The sequence below is a fragment of the Geomonas agri genome (genome assembly GCF_020179605.1).
Taxonomy (GTDB): Bacteria; Desulfobacterota; Desulfuromonadia; order Geobacterales; family Geobacteraceae; genus Geomonas; species Geomonas agri.
The window spans coordinates 1,283,995-1,303,751 of record NZ_JAINZO010000002.1 but is presented as its reverse complement, the minus strand read 5'-3'; the positions used below and the strand labels follow the sequence as shown (position 1 = coordinate 1,303,751).

18 protein-coding genes and 1 tRNA gene are annotated in these 19,757 nt (G+C 54.3%); 4 read left to right on the top strand and 15 right to left on the bottom strand.

Annotated elements, in window-relative coordinates:
* Position 1 precedes the first annotated feature (1 nt).
* The 7 genes from K7R21_RS17105 to K7R21_RS17075 form a co-directional block, all read right to left on the bottom strand.
* Complete coding sequence (locus K7R21_RS17105) at positions 2 to 1,489, bottom strand: class I SAM-dependent DNA methyltransferase (RefSeq protein ID WP_224984483.1); 1,488 nt, start codon at positions 1,487 to 1,489, stop codon at positions 2 to 4.
* A gap of 1 nt (position 1,490) precedes the next feature.
* Complete coding sequence (locus tag K7R21_RS17100) at positions 1,491 to 3,812, bottom strand: DEAD/DEAH box helicase family protein (RefSeq protein WP_224984482.1); 2,322 nt, start codon at positions 3,810 to 3,812, stop codon at positions 1,491 to 1,493.
* A gap of 524 nt (positions 3,813 to 4,336) precedes the next feature.
* Complete coding sequence (locus tag K7R21_RS17095; protein ID WP_224984481.1) at positions 4,337 to 6,004, bottom strand: hypothetical protein; 1,668 nt, start codon at positions 6,002 to 6,004, stop codon at positions 4,337 to 4,339.
* A gap of 76 nt (positions 6,005 to 6,080) precedes the next feature.
* On the bottom strand, positions 6,081 to 6,512 hold the full coding sequence (locus K7R21_RS17090; RefSeq protein ID WP_224984480.1) for a hypothetical protein: 432 nt from the start codon (positions 6,510 to 6,512) through the stop codon (positions 6,081 to 6,083).
* Between the two features lie 162 nt (positions 6,513 to 6,674).
* The gene (locus K7R21_RS17085) at positions 6,675 to 7,460 is read right to left on the bottom strand and encodes a hypothetical protein (RefSeq protein ID WP_224984479.1); all 786 of its coding nucleotides are present in this window, start codon (positions 7,458 to 7,460) and stop codon (positions 6,675 to 6,677) included.
* 915 nt (positions 7,461 to 8,375) lie between these two features.
* A tRNA-Phe gene (locus K7R21_RS17080) sits at positions 8,376 to 8,451 on the bottom strand.
* Between the two features lie 67 nt (positions 8,452 to 8,518).
* On the bottom strand, positions 8,519 to 9,082 hold the full coding sequence (locus K7R21_RS17075; protein WP_224984478.1) for an elongation factor P: 564 nt from the start codon (positions 9,080 to 9,082) through the stop codon (positions 8,519 to 8,521).
* Positions 9,083 to 9,177: 95 nt separating this feature from the next.
* On the opposite strand from K7R21_RS17075, the gene K7R21_RS17070 reads away from it, so the two are divergent.
* Positions 9,178 to 9,375, top strand: a complete 198-nt coding sequence (locus K7R21_RS17070) for an RNA-binding S4 domain-containing protein (RefSeq protein WP_183345151.1) — start codon at positions 9,178 to 9,180, stop codon at positions 9,373 to 9,375.
* A 7-nt stretch (positions 9,376 to 9,382) separates the two neighbouring features.
* Here the strand turns inward: K7R21_RS17070 and K7R21_RS17065 are convergent, their stop codons facing one another.
* Positions 9,383 to 9,748, bottom strand: coding sequence for a translation initiation factor Sui1 (locus K7R21_RS17065; RefSeq protein ID WP_224984477.1), 366 nt, complete (start codon positions 9,746 to 9,748; stop codon positions 9,383 to 9,385).
* Between the two features lie 63 nt (positions 9,749 to 9,811).
* Positions 9,812 to 10,891, bottom strand: coding sequence for a ribonuclease Z (locus K7R21_RS17060; protein ID WP_224984476.1), 1,080 nt, complete (start codon positions 10,889 to 10,891; stop codon positions 9,812 to 9,814).
* A gap of 103 nt (positions 10,892 to 10,994) precedes the next feature.
* Here K7R21_RS17060 and K7R21_RS17055 point away from each other — a divergent pair, with 103 nt between their 5' ends.
* Positions 10,995 to 11,327: a cupin domain-containing protein gene (locus K7R21_RS17055; protein ID WP_224984475.1), complete on the top strand. Its 333-nt coding sequence runs from the start codon at positions 10,995 to 10,997 to the stop codon at positions 11,325 to 11,327.
* 217 nt (positions 11,328 to 11,544) lie between these two features.
* Positions 11,545 to 12,414, top strand: coding sequence for a rod shape-determining protein (locus K7R21_RS17050; RefSeq protein ID WP_224984474.1), 870 nt, complete (start codon positions 11,545 to 11,547; stop codon positions 12,412 to 12,414).
* Between the two features lie 135 nt (positions 12,415 to 12,549).
* Here K7R21_RS17050 and hemB read toward each other — a convergent pair whose 3' ends face one another.
* The 6 genes from hemB to K7R21_RS17020 all read right to left on the bottom strand — a co-directional run bounded on the left by hemB (position 12,550) and on the right by K7R21_RS17020 (position 19,204).
* Positions 12,550 to 13,569 (bottom strand): porphobilinogen synthase, encoded by a 1,020-nt coding sequence (gene hemB / locus K7R21_RS17045; protein ID WP_224984473.1) that lies wholly within the window; start codon positions 13,567 to 13,569, stop codon positions 12,550 to 12,552.
* Between the two features lie 51 nt (positions 13,570 to 13,620).
* The gene (gene cobA, locus K7R21_RS17040) at positions 13,621 to 15,159 is read right to left on the bottom strand and encodes a uroporphyrinogen-III C-methyltransferase (protein ID WP_224984472.1); all 1,539 of its coding nucleotides are present in this window, start codon (positions 15,157 to 15,159) and stop codon (positions 13,621 to 13,623) included.
* Positions 15,160 to 15,388: 229 nt separating this feature from the next.
* On the bottom strand, positions 15,389 to 16,345 hold the full coding sequence (gene hemC / locus K7R21_RS17035; RefSeq protein ID WP_224984471.1) for a hydroxymethylbilane synthase: 957 nt from the start codon (positions 16,343 to 16,345) through the stop codon (positions 15,389 to 15,391).
* A gap of 38 nt (positions 16,346 to 16,383) precedes the next feature.
* A complete protein-coding gene (hemA, locus tag K7R21_RS17030; protein ID WP_224984470.1) occupies positions 16,384 to 17,685 on the bottom strand; it encodes a glutamyl-tRNA reductase in 1,302 nt (433 codons plus the stop codon).
* Between the two features lie 32 nt (positions 17,686 to 17,717).
* Positions 17,718 to 18,533: a c-type cytochrome biogenesis protein CcsB gene (gene ccsB, locus K7R21_RS17025; RefSeq protein ID WP_224984469.1), complete on the bottom strand. Its 816-nt coding sequence runs from the start codon at positions 18,531 to 18,533 to the stop codon at positions 17,718 to 17,720.
* Entirely contained in the window at positions 18,530 to 19,204 is a 675-nt protein-coding gene (locus tag K7R21_RS17020) for a precorrin-2 dehydrogenase/sirohydrochlorin ferrochelatase family protein (protein WP_224984468.1), read from the bottom strand. Before K7R21_RS17020 ends, ccsB begins: the two co-directional genes overlap by 4 nt.
* A 223-nt stretch (positions 19,205 to 19,427) precedes the next feature.
* On the opposite strand from K7R21_RS17020, the gene trxA reads away from it, so the two are divergent.
* Positions 19,428 to 19,757, top strand: a complete 330-nt coding sequence (gene trxA / locus K7R21_RS17015) for a thioredoxin (protein WP_224984467.1) — start codon at positions 19,428 to 19,430, stop codon at positions 19,755 to 19,757.

Genomic DNA, 19,757 nt, shown 5'->3' with positions numbered 1-19,757 from the left:
GCTAACCACCTATCTTAGCCAGCAGAGTATTCAGTCCGCTAGTTATCTTTGCTTCAAGGTCTAACACCTCAGCTATTATCTCTTTAGGAGAAGCATGGTTAGTTGCCTCATGGACTTGAGGCTTGTATCGCCCAGCAGTAAGATTATCGTCATTCTCCTTGATCTCATCTCTGGTGGCAAACCAACTGTTATCGCTCTCAGGCTTAGAACCCCACTTAGCTATGAGGTCTGGTATATCGTTCTTATCTGGCTGTGGTGTACGCTTATCGTCCAGACTATAACCATCACCAGTGACCTCATAGAACCATACCTTTTCACTCTTGCCTCCACGCTCAAAGACCAGGATAGATGTCTTGACTCCAGCATAGGGTTTGAAGACTCCAGATGGCAGGCTAATCACAGAGTGTACTTTGGTGTTATCCAGTAGCCATCCTCTGAGCTTCTTATGTGCTGTGGTGGAGCCGAACAGTACACCCTCTGGGACAATGATAGCAGCCTTGCCACCTAGGACTAAATGCTTGTAGAAATATTCGCCAAAAAGAAGTTCTGTGCTGGCTGTCTTGAGGTCAAAATCCTCTAGTATGGCTTCTTTGTTGACCTTACCTGCAAAAGGTGGATTGGCTAGGATGACGTCGTATTTCTTCTCGTTAGGATTAGGCAGGGTAATAGGGTCATGGTGTCTTACGTTGGCATTCTCCAGACCATGCAAATAGAGGTTCATGATAGCAACTTTTATCATATCGCTATCATTATCGTAGCCCGTTAGAGCATGGTTCTTCAAGAACTCATGCTGGTCTGGTCTCAGGTTATCTCCTACGTGAAAATGGCCCTGCTGCTTGAGATCATCTGAAGTATGTTGCTCTACTATGTGCTTGTAGGCTTCCACTAAGAACCCTGCTGTGCCGCAGGCTGGGTCTAATATGTATTGTCCAGGCTTAGGATCAAGAAGTTTAACCATCATCTGGATGATGTGCCTCGGCGTCCTAAACTGTCCGTTAGTCCCTGAGACAGCTATCTTGCTCAGCAGATATTCGTAGAGATCACCCTTAACGTCTGTGTCATACTTCTGAGAATTATTATAGTCCATCTCGTCTATGATGGTGACTACTGACCTCAACGTAGGGCGGTTGTATATCTTTAGGTGTGCTTGCCTGAATAGCACCTTGCCTATAGGGGATAAGTTAGGCAGCTCATGAAACTTCTCAAAGGCTTCTGAGAGCGTATTGTATAGAGGATCGCCTGAGAGTCTAGCTACAGTCCTCCAGCTATACTGCGACCACGCCCCAGAGAATAAGGAGGTATGCTTACCACCCATGAGTTTCTGTAGCTGCTCCTGTTCTTCATCCTTCTCAGTCAGACTCTTCAGAAACATCAGGTAACTTATCTGCTCAACAGAGGTCATAGGGTTGTTGACCCCCCCAGCAAACAGCTCGTTCATGAGCCTATCTACCTGCTGCTGAAGATCAGAGTTTATGAAATTCACTGCCATGTTAATGCATCCTCGCTAATTTGAATGATGGGCTTTGCTTGATCTGTGTGAAGATAGGCTTCAGCGTATCACCAAAGGCTCCCAGATAGATACCAGCACCTCTGAATGGTGCATTGTTCAGGAACATATAATCACCCTTATCGAACTGTTCAGCATACCTGGGGCTTTGAACTAGCTGCTGGGTCAACATCTTGAGAAGGGTTACCTGTTGTAGATTCAGGTTGTACTCTATCCTCAGAAAATCTATAAGGTCTTGAAACTGTTGCTGCTCAGTTGGTAGCTTACCTATCCCTAGGGCATCCTTTATGAAGTCCGTTATGTCTGCAAATATCCTGTAGACCTTAGCTAAGTTGGTTTCGTTAAAGTAGTCGTTGGGTCTGTTGAGCACTTCAGAGTTGATAAAGTCCAGCATCTCATCAGTAAAGTTATTGGTCTGGGCTGCTTCCACTATCTCTGGATGCTGTGCGGCAACCTCCTGTATCTTCTCTTTCCACTTGGTCTGGTAGAGCATCCTATCTACCTTCTCACCTTCAGGACCGATTTCTATAAACTGGGTTATCACCATAGCATCAAGATATTTTGCCACAAGTGGACCCGTTTGCTGTGGTGGTTCAGGCGGAATAGGTGGCTCTGGAGGCTGGGGTGGCTCAGGCGGTTCAGTTCCCTTACCTATTGGTATGGGTAAGGGAGCCTCATAGTCATACTTCTCTTCAAAGTATTCGACCACTTCACAGAAGTCATGAATGATGAACTTAGATTTCTCTGTGCCATCTGGGAAGGTGTGCTTACGTGTTCCTCTACCTTTGATCTGGATATAAGTGGTGGGTGATGCGATAGGTCTCGCCAGCACTATGTTCAAGACTTCAGGGCAGTCGTAGCCAGTAGAAAGCATATCTACCGTTAAAGCTACTCTGGGCCAGTAGTTCTCACTCTTCCTGAATATCTTGGCTTTGTCAGAAGCGTTCTTGACCCTAGAGGTTATGATCTCAGCAAACTTACCATTACTCTCAGGCACTAGAGCATTAAGCTCCTTAGCCAGTGCAGCAGCATGATCCTGTGACACAGCGAACACTATAGACTTCCCTATAGAGCCGTCTGGGGTCTTCTCACCATACTTAAGGAACTCCTGGCATATGAGCCTATTACGCTCAGGGACGTTTACCTTCTTCTCCAACTGAGAAATGGTAAAGGTGTAGTCCTCGCCATCAATCTCAACATTCCAGCCTTCGTCAGAAACCGATTCCCTGGTGATAAGCGAATAGAGTTTATATATCTTGGCAGGGACGAGATAAGGGCCTGGATCAGTAGCATTGGTTGCATCCTGTATGGTGAACCTGTAAGTAGGCTCTCCAGCTTCGCAACCAAAGTGCCTGTAGGTATCCCGCATCATGCGGTATTCGAGAGCTTTGGGGTTATTCTCGTTTAGATGCTCAATATCTATATTCTTCAGGAAGTCTCTAGGGGTGGCTGTGAGTCCAATCCTTGTTGCTTGGAAGTATTCAACTACTTGCCTGGGTAGCTCACCATAGATTGACCTGTGGCACTCGTCATTGATAACGAGGTCAAAGTAGCCAGGGGTGAAGTCTTCCTTGAAGTGGATGTTAAGGCTCTGGATCGTAGCCACCACTACGGATGCTCCGCCCCATTCGCCCTTACGTCCTGGCTTGTATCTGGCACTCTTGTACTTATCCATAAAGGCCAGCTGGAAGGATTCTAGGGACTGTTTAGCTAGCTCTATCCTGTCTACTATGAAGAGTATGCGTTCTGCTTGGTGGGATGCCAGAAACCTATCTATGATGGCAGCTGCTAAGCGGGTCTTACCTGTGCCGGTAGCCATCTCTAGGAGAAAGGCACGTTTACCCTTGTCATAGAGGCTGGCTATGATATCGCTAGCTTCTTTCTGATAGGGTCTGTCTGCTATGGCTGCTTGGTGCTCGACTTGAGCTAGTGGCTTCTTTAGTATTTTAAGGTCTGAACGTCTTTGGAGGTCTTCAGGGGATATGAATCTTTCTATCGGTCGTGCATCACCTTCATCCAAGTCCCAGAAGTATATCTGTTCAGAGTTCGCCAGGAAAACACACCTGCATCCCATAGCCAGAGCATAGCCATGAGCTTGATCCTTAGCGAGGTAGACATCCCCGTAATCATCAGCTTTGGCTTCCAGCACAGCTAGGTTCTGCCCCTTGCGTCCTAGCAGAAGATAGTCAGCAACTCCAGACTCGCAAGCTATCTCAGTCTTTACGTTCTTATGGGAGCCAATGAGTACCCAGCCTGAATCCTCTAGCTTCTTATTAATGACAAGTCGTGCGTCTTGTTCGCTCATGACGGGACGTACCTATATGGCTTTGGGATTAGCAGTGGAAGCTGACCCGTTATATCACAAGGTTAGCTTTAGTTAAAGCTTTACCATCTACAGGCTCCAAATTTCGTTTCTGACAAGACATTGTATCTCGATGCAGGAAAGGGGTGGGGTTGACCATTCTGCTAATTAGAAAGGTTCCTTGTGCTGAGAGAGGTGACGCTAAATGTTTAAAATAAAAACAGCATGAGACTTTTCGTTTAGCTTACAACGAGACTTTCCTGCCAGCCCCACACTTACATCATCTTCAAGACAGCACAAGTTTCCAGTCGCTGCATCGACTCTGCTCCGGCTAGACCGACGCGGCCTCCTCACGACTCGACAGCCCGCACTTTTCAGTTAAATTCAACAGCTTAGCTCGAATCGGCCTGAGTTATGGAGGAATCCCCGGTGCCAGTGTTATGTCTATGGGTGCTCACCGATATACCACATGATCTATTACCTAAGTTCCATGGATCATATCGTGAGGCCCCTGCCTCACTTGGATGCTATCTGATCACCAGTACGTTAGTAGAGGATTCCACCCTCTTCTTTAGTTCAAGTTTTATATTGGGCGTGAACTTAAGTTTACCAGTCAATCTAACGTGACAATGACAACTTTCAGAGCATACATTCTCCCTAGACGTTTGTTTAACATCCAATACAGGTTGAATTGTATCGCTAACCTTCCCATTATACGTCCTGTTGATCCCAGTGAACCTTAACATATTCATGAACCATCCAGTTGGCGGAACATATCTTAATTGATATTTGAGTTGCGAAAGTGTATGCCCTGCAAGCGTGAATTTTGGTGTGGGTGAAACCTTAATGTGCAAAAGCTCTTCTGCTGTTTGGTAAAATGCTCTATACATCACATTTACAACTTGTTCCGCATGTTGTACTTGGCATATAACGGAATCGTGGACGGTGAGAACGGGTATCTGCTTGTTGGTAAAATGGGCTATTACTTTTTCGATAACACATGAGTCATAATACTGAAGGTCTCGCCCCTGATCGCTCGCCAGCAAGTGTGATATCTGAGGATGTTTCTTTTTAAGTAAAGCAAGTTTTGCCTTAATTGGTTCGTGATCACGCACCTGAAACTGATAAAGCTTCTCCTCCTTTCTTAGCTCGTCAAACACAGCAGAAGCCGCCTTTTCAGGGGTCTTAGCATTAAATGCTGTGAGCAGGATCAGCTTGTTGAGATCCCTGTCATCATCGAGGTTGCTGAGGGTGTATTGCCCTGGCTCAAGGGTATAAGCATCCTCCCCTTTGGCAGCATAGTTGACTCCCACCTTTGCATACAGAAGGTGTATGTGCATTGCGGAGAAGTCCAGTTCAACCGTTGGGTTACCATTGAGGGCGATGTACTTCCTCACGATACTCGGAGCACTAACCCACCAGCCACCGTAAAACCGACCACCTTGCTTAAGGCTACCGTTGTTGAACACCCTGTAGACGGACTTCCTTGATAACCTGAGTACAATCCGTTTTTTAGAAACGTCCATGTCTGCAAGCTGGGCTACCAGAAGGTCACGGTCATTGTAGGTCATGCACTCGACATCGACATCAACATGTGTCCTTTCTATCAAAATATTGTACTGGCGTATTATCTTTGCCATCCGCTTGGCTTCTTTATTCTTGGGTTCTGGCAACTTCCGTTTGACGCCATCATCATCAGCCTTATCTCTCAATATCAGCACTTCGTCCTCAATGAAGGAGCCAATCATCTCAGGGGTGAGGTGGTACGTGTTAACCAAATCAATGAACGAGTGCAACGGTCTCATCTTAGCGGCGAAGGAACTTACCTTCTTTGGGCCGTTGAAGAATTGTCCACCTGGCTTATTGCGTATAACCCCCTTGCCCCACAGGTGGTCAATGCACCCCACCAAGTAGTCGAACGTAACTCTGGAGTTCTTTATGTACGGATGGTCAGCACCGGTCTTGGTATAACTGTTATCGTTCCTGCTGTATCCAAGGTATTGCTCGGGGTCACAGAGGAGGGACTGGTAGAGATCCAGTATCAGGATCTTCATGTTGATCCGGTACCCGTCCTTTTTACGAGACGGGATGTCTTGCACTAGGTGGTCAACTAGAGAATCTACCTCTTTGGCATTGCTCCAGCGGTTGCAGTTGATCCACCTGAAATTATCGTATTTAGTATATTCACCTTTCATAATGGCTCCTGATATGCAAACAGGGGAGACTTGTGATCTCCCCTGTTGGCTTCTTTAGTTGGTGTTGTTATGCTGCCTACTCCTCGTGGCCGTCGTCATCGTTACCAGCATTATCACCCTTCACAGAAAGCGTCCCCGAGAACTTGAGTTCCTTTACCTTTTTCTGAACATCAGCCAGAGTGACAGTCTGGTTAAAGTCAGGATCGAGTGCCTTGTAGGCTTCTATTTCGTTGTCCGAAACCTGGATCTTTTGGTTCGGATCACCCGTTTTCCTGAGCGCATGAATGATGCTGTAAGCTACCAAGTCATCATCAGGTACAACGACCGCTGGATCAACCCTTCTCCAGACCATCGTCTGCCGCCAGATTACCTTGTTTTTGCCGACAGCCTTGACCATATTGGCTACGGTGTGCCTTCTCAGCTCTGCCTTAATCCTGTTGAACTCAGCAAGGTTAACCCCATCCGCTACACTGCCACCTACCCCGTTCATCTCTTCTTTCTCTGCCATTGTTATTCCTCCATCCTTTTGTAATTGGCCTCGTGGCCTGTGATGGATTGGACTCTAGCAGGAGGGATCTTCAGTTGGTATGTTGAAGGTATTTTTTTTGATTTATACAGAAGGGGGGATGGAGGGATCGGATGGAAGAGTTACGGCAGGGACTAAAGTGGGTTAATAGGGGAAGGTGCCTGCCGCTGCACTGGCAATCAAGCGGTTTGCTTCATCAAGGTAACCGTCAAGCTTGTGGGTTGCGTTAGTCATATCGTCAAGATTAAATCTGTACAGGTTTGGAAGGGAGGCATCCAACTCACGGATGGTTTCAGCTTTGCTCAGACCTTTGACGTGGCAAAGGGTGTGCGCCTCGTAACAGGCATACCAGTAGAGTAGCCTTTTATCCCAAGCCTCTTCATTACCGATAACGTCTTCATGGAAAATGAAAAAGGGGCCTAATCCTTTACACTCGTCTAGCATCGTTGATACAATTCCATATTGCGATCTAACTGCAATTTCTAAAGCATTGCAATACCTTTTGATGCTATCAATGTTTTCATGTAATGGTAAGGCCATATTAAGTTCGTAATGGAAAGTCACTTCTCCACGCTTATCCAACTCCTCACGTAGGGTCTCATACACTTCCGAATGTCTGATAATATAGGACCGATACGTGAGAAGTAAGCTTGTATCATCAACGGTTCCCTGTAAGTAAAATTTTCTCTGGTATTTTAATATCTCTTGAAGGAGCTGGTAGTTGGGCTCAAAGGCCCTAGGTTTATTTACTTCATCTCTAACATACCTGATGACATCAATCAGGGCGTCTGGCGTCAGATCAATTTCATCATAGTCTTCAGGCATAGCTGATGCCAGAACAGCTTTGATCCTTTCAGCCATATTTCTGACAGTGATCTTGCTTTTGCTACTGCTCTCTATTTGCCCTAGCACTACATCAATCATTTCCATAACTTTCCTTCACTCAAGAGGCGCACAGCGGATTTGGTATCCTCTGCTTGAATATAAATCTCACAGGATTACAGGCACTTGCGGCTACACATTGGCACTTGACGCAAGTATTGACGCAACTACTGCTCTTTTTACCACATCAAAGTAGTCGAAACAACAGCCACTTGAGGTTTTTTAGGCTCGGATCGAAAGGGATGTTTGCGTAGCAAATAACTCTTGAGAGCCGACACTGGTTTCCTATAGCAAGCGGACGCATTCCGTTTCTAACCGGAGATCCCTTGTCAACCTATACCTACCTATACGTTTAGCAGAATCGACCCCGGGGTAGGCGATAACGCTAATTCAGACCTCACATCTCAATCACTCTACTCACTGTATATATAAAAAATGAAATCTGCTTCGGAGTTTGCTTTTCTGCTTATCAGCTTATCTGCTGACAAGTCTCACATTACCTGGCACCCCACAATGCAAGTTTGGAGAACACCCTGCGGGAGTTGGCGGGCGTTAGGTGTCAGGATCATAGGTGGTACTCCTCCTAAAGCTTTTGTGCTTGTAGATAACCCGATGTCCCTTTACAAACCCGCCCTACACACGATACCAGCAATTCACTTGTTGCTCCTAGTGGTTAGGGCATTAATGAGGGGTACAGTATCATGAGTATTGGTAGTGTGAATGGGTACTTGCGAGGAGTGGTCTGGTCTAGTTGCCCTGATAGCTTACTCAACCGAGTTTGCGAGTATGTGAGCAAAGGAGGATGTGTCTGGTGTACTTTGTCCTATGGCAATAGGACAAAAGCACCAGTGTCGAAGAGAGCAGAGGCTTTAGATGTAGGCGGTGCATTTAACCTGCGTCAACATCTGCGTCAACAGCAAAAGAAAAGGCACTTACGAATTAACGTAAGTGCCTGATTTCTAGTGGTGCCCAGAGACGGAATCGAACCGCCGACACGAGGATTTTCAATCCTCTGCTCTACCGACTGAGCTATCTGGGCAAGAGACCAACTTTATACTTTGAATCGCCGACGGTGTCAACCCTTTTCTTCTAATTTTTATGACTGACTAAGCGCGGGAGATAAAACGACCGTCGCGGGTGTCGACCTTGATCTTCTCGCCGGTCTCGAGATACGGCGGAACCTGCAGGCGATGACCGGTCTCAAGTACCGCTTCCTTGGTCTGTGCAGTCGCGGTGGCGTTCTTCAGCGCCGGAGCGGTTTCCGTCACCACCAGCTCGACGACCATGGGAAGGTCGACGCTGACCATGCGCTCCTGGAAGATGCCGAGCTGAACCTCGGTGCCGTCTAGCAGGAAAGGGGCCATAGCTTCGAAATTTTCCTCTTCCATCTCGAACTGCTCGTAGTTTTCGAGGTCCATGAAAATGCCGCGGCCGCCGTCGGCGTAAAGGAACTGCCCCTTGTGGCGCTCGAAATCCGCCTCGTCCACCTTGTCGCCGGAGCGGAAGGTCTTCTCGAGGACCTGGGCAGTGAGCAGGTTGCGGTACTTGGTCTTGACCATGGTGTTGGCGCCGCGAGCGGAGGGGGACTGGAAGGCTACGTCCATGATGACACAGGGAGCGCCGTCCAGCTTTATGACGAGCCCCTTTTTGAAATCGTTAGTGGTATACATGCACAATCTCCTTTGCGAAATGCCCCTTTTTAGCAGAAAAGTATGATAAGTTCAACCGCGCCATAACGGTGGCAGTCATAGATATCGGAGGAAATGTGAAGATCGACACGGAGTTTATTAAGCTGGACAGTTTTCTTAAGGCGGTGGATGCCGTCTCCTCGGGTGGGGAAGCCAAGATCATCATCTCTGAGGGGATGGTGTCGGTGAACGGCGAGGTGGAACTGCGCCGCGGCAGGAAACTGCGTCCCGGCGACAAGGTGGGACTGGGGGGGCAGACCTTCTCGGTGGAGTAACCGGAGCTTACCCTCCGGCCCTTTTTGCCTTGTAGCCGCGCTTGGCGAGTTCGGCGAGAAGGGTGTCGGCATGGTCGCCCTGGATCTCGATCACGCCGTCCTTGGCGGTCCCGCCGCAACCGCAGCGCTTCTTCAGTTCGCCGGCCAGCGCGGTGAGCGCCGTGGCATCGAGGGGGAGGCCGGTGATGACGATGACCGTCTTGCCCCCGCGCCCTTTCGTTTCGCGTCTCAGGCGGACCACACCGTCGCCTGCGGGCGCTGCCGACTTCTTGCAGAGGCAGGCGTTGGCCGGCTTGCCGCAACCGGGGCACATGCGACCGAATTCGGAGGAGTAGACTACCGGGGCATCACTGTTGGAGCTGGTCTTTTTCATGGCTGCCTTTGTAGCAGAAAAGCTGTGAGAGATTCAAGACAAGAAAAGGGCCAGCTTTTCAGGTTATATCTCGACTGGCCTCGGCACTTCGCTCTCCATGATGGGGCGGGGGGTGAGGCGATCCGGGATCTTCAGCACGGTGACGCCGGGTGGGGGCTCGATCTCCTGGTACAAGGGATCGCTCCCCCTCTGGTAGGTCTTGGAGAAATGCATCGGCAGCACGTACCTCGGACGCAACCGGTCCAATAACTCGTTGAACTGTGTCGTGCAGAGGTGGCGGGACAACCCGGCCTTGTTGCTCTCCGACGCCAGGAAGGCGCACTCGCACACCAACAGCGTCACCCCCTGCACCAGCCCCCCCAGCTTCTCCACGTTCTCCTCGGAATAGCCGATGTCAGTCACGTAGCCGATGCTGGCCGGCTCTTCGAACTTCCTGATGCGCTGGTACAACTCTGCGGCATCTGGCGCTACTCTCTCTTCCACTATCCCGCCGCGGTCGTGCGGATACTTGACCGGGCTCCCTTCCATGACGCCGTCGTGGAAGAGCTTCTCCATGTCCTTGAGCCACTCCCCCTTCTTAACTCCTTCCGCCGCCATGCGCTCATCATCGAGCACAAACGTCGCGCCCTCGTCTATGCGATAGGCCATCACCGGAATGTGGTGCTCACACTGTGTCCCGCTCACGGTCAGGTGCCGGTTGCCGTAGAGGACGCCGTTACGCTCCCCCTCGCAACTGGCCGCAAAGGCTTCCGGGCCACTGTAGAGCATGCTCGCCACCCTCCCGTTTGGCCTGATTTCGTTGACTCTGAAGTTACCCCAGAACGTATCAGCAAGATTCCAGTCGTAGCAGGCGAACTTGCTCGCCATGCGCTTGGAGAGTCCCGGCGGACCGAAGACGTCGATAGTGCGCGGCGAGGCGTGGCTGTGGCGGATTACGCTGTCCATCCCCATGAAGTGGTCCATATGGGCGTGGCTGATGAAGATGGCGTCGATGGAGGTGTAGACCCTTTTGGCGAGGTGGTGCATCTTGCCGCAGTCGAAAAGGAGAGCGCGGCCGGTTGGACGCACTCGCACCAGGAGCAGCGGGTCGTCGAACAGTCCTGCGAAGAAGGTGGGTTCGAGGTAGCGAAAAGGCTTGGGCATGCGCAGAATTTTACCATTAGATTGACCTGCATCAATTGAATCACTCTCTGAACGCGCTAAAGTTCAGACATCGAGAGCAATCAACCGGCAAAGGAGAATGGATATGGCAGAGAAAAAAGGGGTGGCACTGGGTGAAGCAATTAATCTTGTGAACTTGGCAGGATATGCGGACGGCGCGGTGGTCAGCAGGACCGTTATCGACAAGCCGGTTGGCACCGTCACGGCTTTCTCTTTTGACGCTGGCGAGGGACTGAGCGAGCACACGGCGCCCTATGATGCCTTCGTGCAGGTTTTGGACGGTGAGGCCGAGGTCAACATAAACGGGGTGGCGCACAACGTGGCCGCAGGCGAGATCATCATCATGCCGGCGAACATTCCTCATTCCCTTCGCGCGGTCAAGCGTTTCAAGATGCTACTGGTCATGATCAGGGCTTGAAAGAACTAAAGCAGTTACGCAAAGCATAAAAAACAAAGCACCCGCGAAGTACGCTAAGAATGGTTTTGGTTGAACCAAAATCGCGCTCTTTCCGTACCTTGCGGATTCTTTGCGTCCTTTGCGTAACGGGCTCTGAAGTAACGCTTTTGTTTGACCCTGATTCTCCCTTGGGCTATGCTCGCCTCCAGCAAGAACAGCAACTTGTCGGGGCAGGGTCATGACTATATTCAACATGGACCAGTGGCGACAGCACGTCGCACTCGATGTCGGGACTGCAACCACTCGCATTGCCACCGGGAACTGCGGCATTGTTGAAATTCCTTCGCGGATCGGATCTCGTAAAGCGCTGCACGACGGTGTCATCGTCGACCCGGAGGCGGCGTTGCGGATTCTGCAACCCGTGCTCGAACGGCGCCGCGTCTTCGGCATGGTGAAGCCAAGCATTCTCGGCTGCGCCCCCAGCGATGCCAGTCACAGCGAGCGCCAGTTACTCACCGATGCCATCATGAAGGCGGGGGCCGCCGCGGTGTCCATCATCCCGGAACCGCTGGCCGCTGCCGTCGGCGCCAACCTCGATGTTTCCTCCCCTTACGCACAGATGGTGGTGGATATCGGTGACGGCGTCACCGATTGTGCGGTGCTGCGTTCCGGCAAAGTCGTCGCCAGCTACGCCCTCAGGGGCGGCTGCTGCCGGATGCGCAACGCCGTTGTGACCGCCTTTGAAGCGGTGCAAAGGACTGTGCTGCATGAAGAGGAGGCTGACTTATTGCTGCGTCATTGCGGTACCAATGGACCTGCAGAGCATGCCGCGGGTGCAACGGCCGCTACAGCCCTGGTCCCGATTCTCGACGAGATCGCCGACAGCATCGACTCCTTCATCAGGGATCTGCCCAACGACATAGGGTGTGACATCATCTACAGCGGCATCTGCCTCACCGGCGGCGGCGCGTTGATACCGGGACTGCGGCACCTGCTTGAGGAGCGCACCGGCATCAACGTCTTCACCGTGTCCAACCCACGCAGCGCCGTGGTCGAAGGGGCGCGCGCCATCCTACCGGTGGTCGTGATGCTGAACAGGTGGAAATAACGGATCAAATCCCCCCTGCCCCCCCCTTCACCAGAGGGAGGAACACATCTCCATTCCGTCGCCCCCCGATTGAACTAAAAAAGCCCCTGCCGACGGAGTCGACAGGGGCTTTACATTTTATATCGGTGCTACTGGCTACCTGCAGCCGCAGCCGCAACGGCCGTTCAGCTCGGCCTCGTACCCCTTGCGCAGCAGCTTGGCCACTTCCTTGGAGTGGTAGGTCAGGATCAGGTCGGCGCCGGCGCGCTTGAACGACATCATGGTCTCCATGACGACGCGGTCCTCGTCGATCCACCCCATCTTGGCGGCGGCCTTCACCATGCTGTACTCGCCAGAGACGTTGTACACGGCGGTGGGGAGGTTGAACTCATTCCTCACCTCGCGCACGATGTCGAGATACGGCAGGCCCGGTTTGACCATCAGGATGTCGGCTCCCTCCTCGACGTCCATCCTCGCCTCGCGGATCGCCTCGAGCCTGTTGCCCGGATCCATCTGGTAGGAGCGGCGGTCACCGAACTGCGGGGTGGACTCGGCGGCCTCGCGGAACGGGCCATAGTAGCCGGAAGCGTATTTCACCGCGTAGCTCATCAGCGGGATGTGGTTGAAGCCGTTGTTGTCCAGCGACTCGCGGATCGCTGCGACGCGACCGTCCATCATGTCGGAAGGGGCAACCATGTCGGCACCGGCCCTGGCATGGGAAAGAGCCTCGCGTGCCAGCAGTTCCAGGGTCTCGTCGTTGTCCACATCGCCGTTTTTGATCACGCCGCAGTGGCCGTGGTCAGTGTACTCGCACATGCAGACGTCGGTGATGACCGCCAGCTTGGGCACCTGCTTCTTGATGGCGCGGATGGTCTCCTGGATGATGCCGGTCTCGGAGTAGGCGTCGCTACCCATTGCGTCCTTCTGCTCCGGGATACCGAAAAGGATCACCGCCGGAACGCCCAGCTCGTAAACCTCCTGGGCCTCCTCGACGATGTTCTCGATGGACTGCTGGTAGATGCCCGGCATGGACGAGATCTCTTTTTTGATCCCCTTGCCGAAGGCGGAAAACATCGGGTAGATCAGGTCGTTGGCGGAGACGGAGGTCTCTCTCACCATGTTTCTGAAGACTTCCTTGCCCCGAATTCGTCTCGCTCTGTACACCGGGTAGAACATAGATTTCTCCTTTTGCTTTATGCGTTGGTTCTTGAAAAAGACTTCTCTTTATTATTTCCCGCCGAAAAAGCTGATCATCTCCCGCGACAGGGCCTCCAGGGTGAACTCGGCCGGCTCCATGTGCACGTCGAGACCGAGGTCGCGGCAAGTCTTGGAGGTAATCGGACCGATCGAGGCGACGGTGACCCCTTGCATCAGGTGCAGGAAACGGTTTTCCCCGAGGATGCCGGCCAGGTTCTGCACCGTGGACGATGAGGTGAAGGTAGCGCAATCGATACGCTTCTCCTCGAGCGCCAGCAACGCCTCCTCCGGAATGCTCGACGGGGTATGGTTGGCGTAGGCCACCGGTGCGATTACCTGCGCGCCCAGGCGTCCCAGTTCTTCCGGGATCACTTCACGGGCCCGATCACCTTTGGGGAAGAGAACCCATTTCCCGTTCATGTCCAGTTCGGAGAAAGCGGCCACGACACCCTCCGCCTTATAGTCGGTGGGGATGAGGTCGGGACGGATACCGTAAGGCGCGAGCGCCGCGGCGGTCTTGGGGCCGACCGCGCAGACATGGCAGCGCCCGAGGGCACGGCTGTCGAGACCATGCTCGGCAAGTCTTGCGAAAAAGTATTTGACCGCATTGTACGAGGTGAAAACGATCCAGTGGAAGCTGTCCAGTGCGTCAATCGCCTCGTCCAGGGCAGCGTAGCTCTCCGGCGCGGCGATCTCGATGGTCGGGCAGCAGTAGGCGCGGGCACCGAGTTGCTCCAGCATCGAGGTGAACTCGCCTGCCTGGTCGGCACCGCGGGTCACCAGCACCGAACGCCCAAAGAGCGGGCGGTTGTCGAACCAGCGCAGCGTCTCCCGGAGACTCACCACTTCGCCGACCACGGTGATGGCGGGGGCCTTGAAACCGGCGGCGCGCGCCTTGTCCGCGATATCCGCCAGCGTGCCGACCAGCACCTCCTGCTCGGGGCGGGTGCCCCAGCGTATCAGTGCCACCGGGGTTTCCTGCGCGCGTCCGTGATCCATGAGGCTTTGCGCGATGTGCGGCAGGTTGGTGACGCCCATGTAGAAGACCACGGTGCCGCTGCCCAGTGAAAGCCCCTCCCAGTCGATCTCGGAGGACGCCTTACCTTTTTTCTCGTGTCCGGTCACGAAAGCGACCGACGTGGTCACGCCGCGATGGGTGAGCGGGATCCCGGCGTAACTGGTGGCGCCTACCGCCGCGGTGATGCCCGGAACGATCTCGAAGGGAATCCCCGCCTCGACCAGCGCCTCGCATTCTTCGCCGCCGCGGCCGAAGATGAAGGAGTCTCCCCCCTTGAGCCGTGCCACCACCTTGCCGGAGAGCGCCTTTTGCACCAGCAGTTCGTTGATCTGGCTCTGCTCGCGGTTGTGCTCGCCGCCGACCTTGCCGGCGTAGATCAGTTCCGCGCCCTTGGGAGCCAGCCGCAGCAGTTCGTCGTTGGCCAGGTAGTCGTACATAACCACCTGCGCGTTGGCCAGGCAGTCCCGTCCCTTCACGGTGATCAGGCCCGGATCGCCAGGGCCAGCGCCAATCAGGTAGACGTAGCCTTTCTTTGTCGTTTCAGCAGTCATCTCGCACCAGGAAAAGAGAGTATCGTGCGCAAAAGGCAAAAGGCTAAGGTAGAACCGTTAGCCTTTAAATCCAAAAAACAAGCTTTAACCATCCACCTTCGCACTGACGCGCTTCGGTGGACAAACTCCGCCAATGCGCATGGTTTCAAGCACCTGCTTCGGCGGAGGCCCCGTTGCCGGGGCCTGTCCGCCGAAGCCTTGGCGAAGGTGGATGGTAATGCTTTAGGTTCTATACCGGGATTTCCTTCTCCCGGGAGACTTCACGCTGGTAGACCTCGGCGAGGATGGCATGGCCACCTTCGGAGAGGAGCTGCTCGGCGAGCTTCACGCCCAGCTTCTCGCAGTCGTCGGCCGGACCGCTGACGACACCCTTCACGGAAACTTTGCCGTCCACGGAGGCGATGAAGCCGGTCAGCTTCAGCTCGTCGCCGGTGACTTCGCCGAATGCGGCGATGGGCACCTGGCAGCCGCCCTCGCAGCGCCAGAGCAGGGCGCGCTCCGCGCGTACCGCACGGCTGGTGTCCAGGTGGTTGAAGAAGGAGATCGCGTCTTTCACGTCCTCGTTGGAGAGGTTGCACTCGATGCCCAATGCGCCCTGGCCGATGGCCGGAAGCGACAGGTCGGTCGGGAGCAGTTCGGTGATCTGGTCGGCGAAACCGAGACGGTTAAGGCCTGCGGCTGCCAGGATGACGGCGTCGAGCCCTTCGGTCTCAAGCTTGTCCATGCGGGTCTGCACGTTGCCGCGGATGATAACCATCTCCAGGTCGGGACGGACCTTGAGCAGCTGTGCCTGGCGGCGAAGCGCCGAGGTGCCGATGCGGGCGCCCTGCGGCAGGTCGAGGAACTTGACACCTTTGGAGATCACCGCGTCACGCGGATCTTCGCGCTCGGTGATGCAGTACAGGCCCAAGCCTTCCGGGAACTCGGTCGGCACGTCCTTCATGCTGTGCACCGCGATGTCGATCTCGCCGCGCAGCATCGCTTCCTCGATTTCCTTCACGAACAGACCTTTGCCGCCTACCTGCGCCAGCGGCACGTCGAGGATCTTGTCACCTATGGTCTTGATCTTCTTCAAGGTGACGGTCATGTCAGGGTAGCGTTTTTCCAGCTCGGATTTGACCCAGTTTGCCTGCCACAGTGCGAGCTGGCTCGCGCGGGTTCCTATTCTCAGCTCTTTCAGCGCCATGCACTTCTCCTTTATCTGTTGATCTATCTTTAAAGTAATCAGTCTTCCAGTTCCATCATGCTTTCCTGCTGCTCAGGAGTCTCCAGGTCGAAGAGGTGGCGCAGGGCGTCGACGTAGAGGTCGTTGCGGCTCCCCTGGTCGGTCCTCTTCAGGAGGCTGGTGGGATGATGCAGCAGCTTGTTCATGATGGCGTTGGTCAGTGCGTCCATCTTCTTGTCGGCACCGGGAGGGAGATCCTTCCAGTTGGAGAGGGTCTTGGCCAGTTCCGCCTTCCTGATCTCGTCGAAATGGCTCCTGAGCGCCACGATGGTCGGGGTCACGTCCAGCGAGGAGAGCCACTTGAAGAACTGCCCGATCTCCTGCTCAACGATCGCCTCGGCCTTGGCCGCTTCAACCTTACGCTGCTCCAGGTTGGTGGCCACCACGCCGTTAAGGTCGTCGACGGTGTAGAGATAACAGTTCTCCACGTCGTTGACCTTGGGGTCGATGTCGCGCGGCACGGCGATGTCGATGAAGAACATCGGCTTCAGCTTGCGGCGGCGCAGCACCTCTTCCATGTCCTTCTCGTGGATGATGAAGTGGGGTGCTCCGGTGGAGGAAAGGATGATGTCCGCCTTGGGAAGGTGGTCCATCAGGGCCTCGAAGTGCACCGGCTTGGCGTCGAACTCCTCGGCCAGCTTCTCGGCGCGCTCGTAGGTACGGTTGGTGACCATGACGCCACGCACGCCAACGTTGATGAAGTGCTTGGCAGCCAGTTCGCACATCTCGCCGGCACCGATCAGCAGGACGGTCTTGTCGGAGAGCTCGCCGAAGATCTTCTTGGCCAGTTCCACCGCGGCAAAGGCAACGGAGACAGCCGAAGAGGCGATCTTGGTCTCGGTCCTCACCCTCTTGGCGACGGAGAACGCCTTGTGCAGGAACCGGTTCAGGATGATGCCGGAGCTCTTGAACTCGGCTGCGTAGCCGTAGGAGGTCTTGATCTGCCCGAGGATCTGCGGCTCGCCGACCACCATGGAGTCGAGGCTCGACGCTACACGGAAGACGTGACGGGTGGCCTCCTCGCCGTGGTAGCTGTACAGGTGCTTCTCCAGCGTCTCCAGCGGGAAGTTGTGGTAGTCGGCAAGGAAACGCTTCAGGCGGGCCATGCCGCCGGCGACGTCGCGGGTGGTGGCGTAGATCTCCACGCGGTTGCAGGTGGAAACGATGACGGCCTCGGTGATGTCGGGGAGCGCCACGAGGGCGTTGAGAGGCTTCTCCATCTGGGTGGGGGAGAATGCAACCTTTTCCCGGATTTCAACTGCGGCAGTTTTATGCGAAAGCCCAACCACAATAATGTTCATAACAATCCCTGCCCCTTCTGGGGTAATCCCTCTTACTTATAGCTGTGCAGTCCCGGCAACAACAGGTTAACGCCGAGGAAGGTGAAGAGCATGATGACGAAGCCGAAGATGGAGAGCATTGCGGCCTTCCTGCCGCGCCAGCCGGTGGTGAGCCTGCCGTGCAGCAAGGCGGCATAGATGAACCAGGTGATCAGCGACCAGGTTTCCTTGGGATCCCAGCTCCAGTAGGTCCCCCACGCGGTCTCGGCCCAGATGGCCCCGGAGATGATGGCGAAGGTGAGTAGCGGGAAACCGAAGGTGAGGCAGCGGTAGCTGATGTCGTCCAGGATGTCCAGCGAGGGGAGCTTCTGGAACATGGCGCCCAGCTTGCGCGTCTTCAGGAAGTGCGACTGGATCAGGTACATGATGCTGACGCCGAAGGAAATGGCGAAGGCGGCGTAGCCGAGGAAAGCCATGATGGTGTGCACCGCGAGCCACTTGCTCTTGAGAGCCGGGTTCAGGGGCGGAATCACCGTCGAGAAGGAGGCCGAGATGGCCATGATCAACAGCGCCAGCGGCATCATGAAAGAGCCGAGGATGCTGATCTTGTAGCGCCTTTCCAGCAGCAGGAAGATCCCGACCACGGAGAGGCTGAAGAAGGAAAGCGATTCGTGCAGGTTGGTGATCGGGGTGTGCCCCGCCTCGAGGAAGCGGTTCAGGGTGAAGCCGCAATGAACGAGGAAGCCGGCCAGCGTGAGCCATAGCCCGGTTTTACCCAGGGATTCCTTTGGCTTGAGCAAGTAGATCAGGTAGACGGCGGTGACGACCGCGTAGATGACCAGGGTGCTGTTGAAGAGCAAGGCGTTCATGAAGGGTCCTCTTTTCCTGCCCCTACCGAGCCCGGTGCGGCCCCGGCAGCGGAGAGCTTCTGGAGTATCTGGTCTATGGCATCTCTCTGCCCGTTTTTGATTAGCACGGGGAGGTCCAGCGCGGCAAGCTCGGCAAAAACCGTGTCATTGTATGCGTTCCCAGCCTTTTCAGTCAATAGCTTTTCACGGACGGTACTTAAAAGCGCTACAGCCTCCCCATATTCAGGACCGAACTGGGGCTTGAGCCGATCCACGATCCTTTTTGACAGAGAAGGACTGGCTCCACCGGTCGAGACCGTGATCAGCAGGTCTCCCTGTTCGAGAACGGCCGGCGTCACAAAGTCACCGTCCTCTGGTAGATCAACACAATCCACCAGCACATTGAGTTCTCGGGCCTCCCGGGCCACCTCCCGATTGACGGCGGGGTCGCTGGTGGCTGCAAAGACGAGGGTCGCGCCGGCAAGATCGCCGGGCTGGTAGTCGCGGCACAGGTGCACGATGCACCCCTGCGCTGTGAGAGCGGCAACTGATTCCTCGACCATGGGGGCGACCACGGTAACGCGCGCCCCCGCACCGACCAGTCGCGCCGTTTTGCGGGCCGCCACCTTGCCTCCGCCCACCACAACAGCAAGGCGGTCTTTCAGGTTCAGGTTAATGGGATAGTGGTGCACGAGCCCTCCCTGGCGCCCCCGTTACCAACGGATTGCGTTGCTTATGGCGGGGCGGCTGCCCCAATATGGCCCTATCGTGCCGCCCTGTCAATGCTGAATACGTGAACGATGAAGAGGGGTTCGACGCCTTAAACACCTCTCACCGTGGGGGCAATTACCCCTTGCTTTTTTCATCGGCTCATTTATAGTAGAACTCACTTTTTTTATTAAAGGAGAAGGTTCCATGGCCAGCGAAAACGTACATACCTTTACCGATGACAACTTTGAGAAGGAAGTCCTGCAGTCCGACATCCCGGTGCTGGTAGACTTCTGGGCCACCTGGTGCGCCCCCTGCAAAGCTATCGCCCCCCTCATCGATACCGTGGCGTCCGAGTACGAAGGGCGCGTTAAAGTAGGCAAAGTCAACGTCGACGACAACCCGGGGACTCCCAGCAAGTACGGCGTGCGCGGCATCCCGACCGTTATCCTGATCAAGGACGGCAAAGTGCTTGACCAGGTGGTCGGCGCAATCCCCAAAGCCCAGCTGGAGGCCCTGATCAATAAGGCTCTCTAA

Excerpts from the sequence above, each read along its gene's own strand:
- K7R21_RS17105 (WP_224984483.1), bottom strand. The coding sequence starts at position 1,489 with ATGGCAGTGAATTTCATAAACTCTGATCTTCAGCAGCAGGTAGATAGG.
- K7R21_RS17095 (WP_224984481.1), bottom strand. The coding sequence starts at position 6,004 with ATGAAAGGTGAATATACTAAATACGATAATTTCAGGTGGATCAACTGC.
- K7R21_RS17075 (WP_224984478.1), bottom strand. The coding sequence starts at position 9,082 with ATGTATACCACTAACGATTTCAAAAAGGGGCTCGTCATAAAGCTGGAC.
- K7R21_RS17055 (WP_224984475.1), top strand. The coding sequence starts at position 10,995 with ATGGCAGAGAAAAAAGGGGTGGCACTGGGTGAAGCAATTAATCTTGTG.
- K7R21_RS17050 (WP_224984474.1), top strand. The coding sequence starts at position 11,545 with ATGACTATATTCAACATGGACCAGTGGCGACAGCACGTCGCACTCGAT.
- K7R21_RS17065 (WP_224984477.1), bottom strand. The coding sequence starts at position 9,748 with ATGAAAAAGACCAGCTCCAACAGTGATGCCCCGGTAGTCTACTCCTCC.
- hemB (WP_224984473.1), bottom strand. The coding sequence starts at position 13,569 with ATGTTCTACCCGGTGTACAGAGCGAGACGAATTCGGGGCAAGGAAGTC.
- K7R21_RS17090 (WP_224984480.1), bottom strand. The coding sequence starts at position 6,512 with ATGGCAGAGAAAGAAGAGATGAACGGGGTAGGTGGCAGTGTAGCGGAT.
- hemA (WP_224984470.1), bottom strand. The coding sequence starts at position 17,685 with ATGAACATTATTGTGGTTGGGCTTTCGCATAAAACTGCCGCAGTTGAA.
- cobA (WP_224984472.1), bottom strand. The coding sequence starts at position 15,159 with ATGACTGCTGAAACGACAAAGAAAGGCTACGTCTACCTGATTGGCGCT.
- ccsB (WP_224984469.1), bottom strand. The coding sequence starts at position 18,533 with ATGAACGCCTTGCTCTTCAACAGCACCCTGGTCATCTACGCGGTCGTC.
- hemC (WP_224984471.1), bottom strand. The coding sequence starts at position 16,345 with ATGGCGCTGAAAGAGCTGAGAATAGGAACCCGCGCGAGCCAGCTCGCA.
- K7R21_RS17085 (WP_224984479.1), bottom strand. The coding sequence starts at position 7,460 with ATGGAAATGATTGATGTAGTGCTAGGGCAAATAGAGAGCAGTAGCAAA.
- trxA (WP_224984467.1), top strand. The coding sequence starts at position 19,428 with ATGGCCAGCGAAAACGTACATACCTTTACCGATGACAACTTTGAGAAG.
- K7R21_RS17100 (WP_224984482.1), bottom strand. The coding sequence starts at position 3,812 with ATGAGCGAACAAGACGCACGACTTGTCATTAATAAGAAGCTAGAGGAT.
- K7R21_RS17060 (WP_224984476.1), bottom strand. The coding sequence starts at position 10,891 with ATGCCCAAGCCTTTTCGCTACCTCGAACCCACCTTCTTCGCAGGACTG.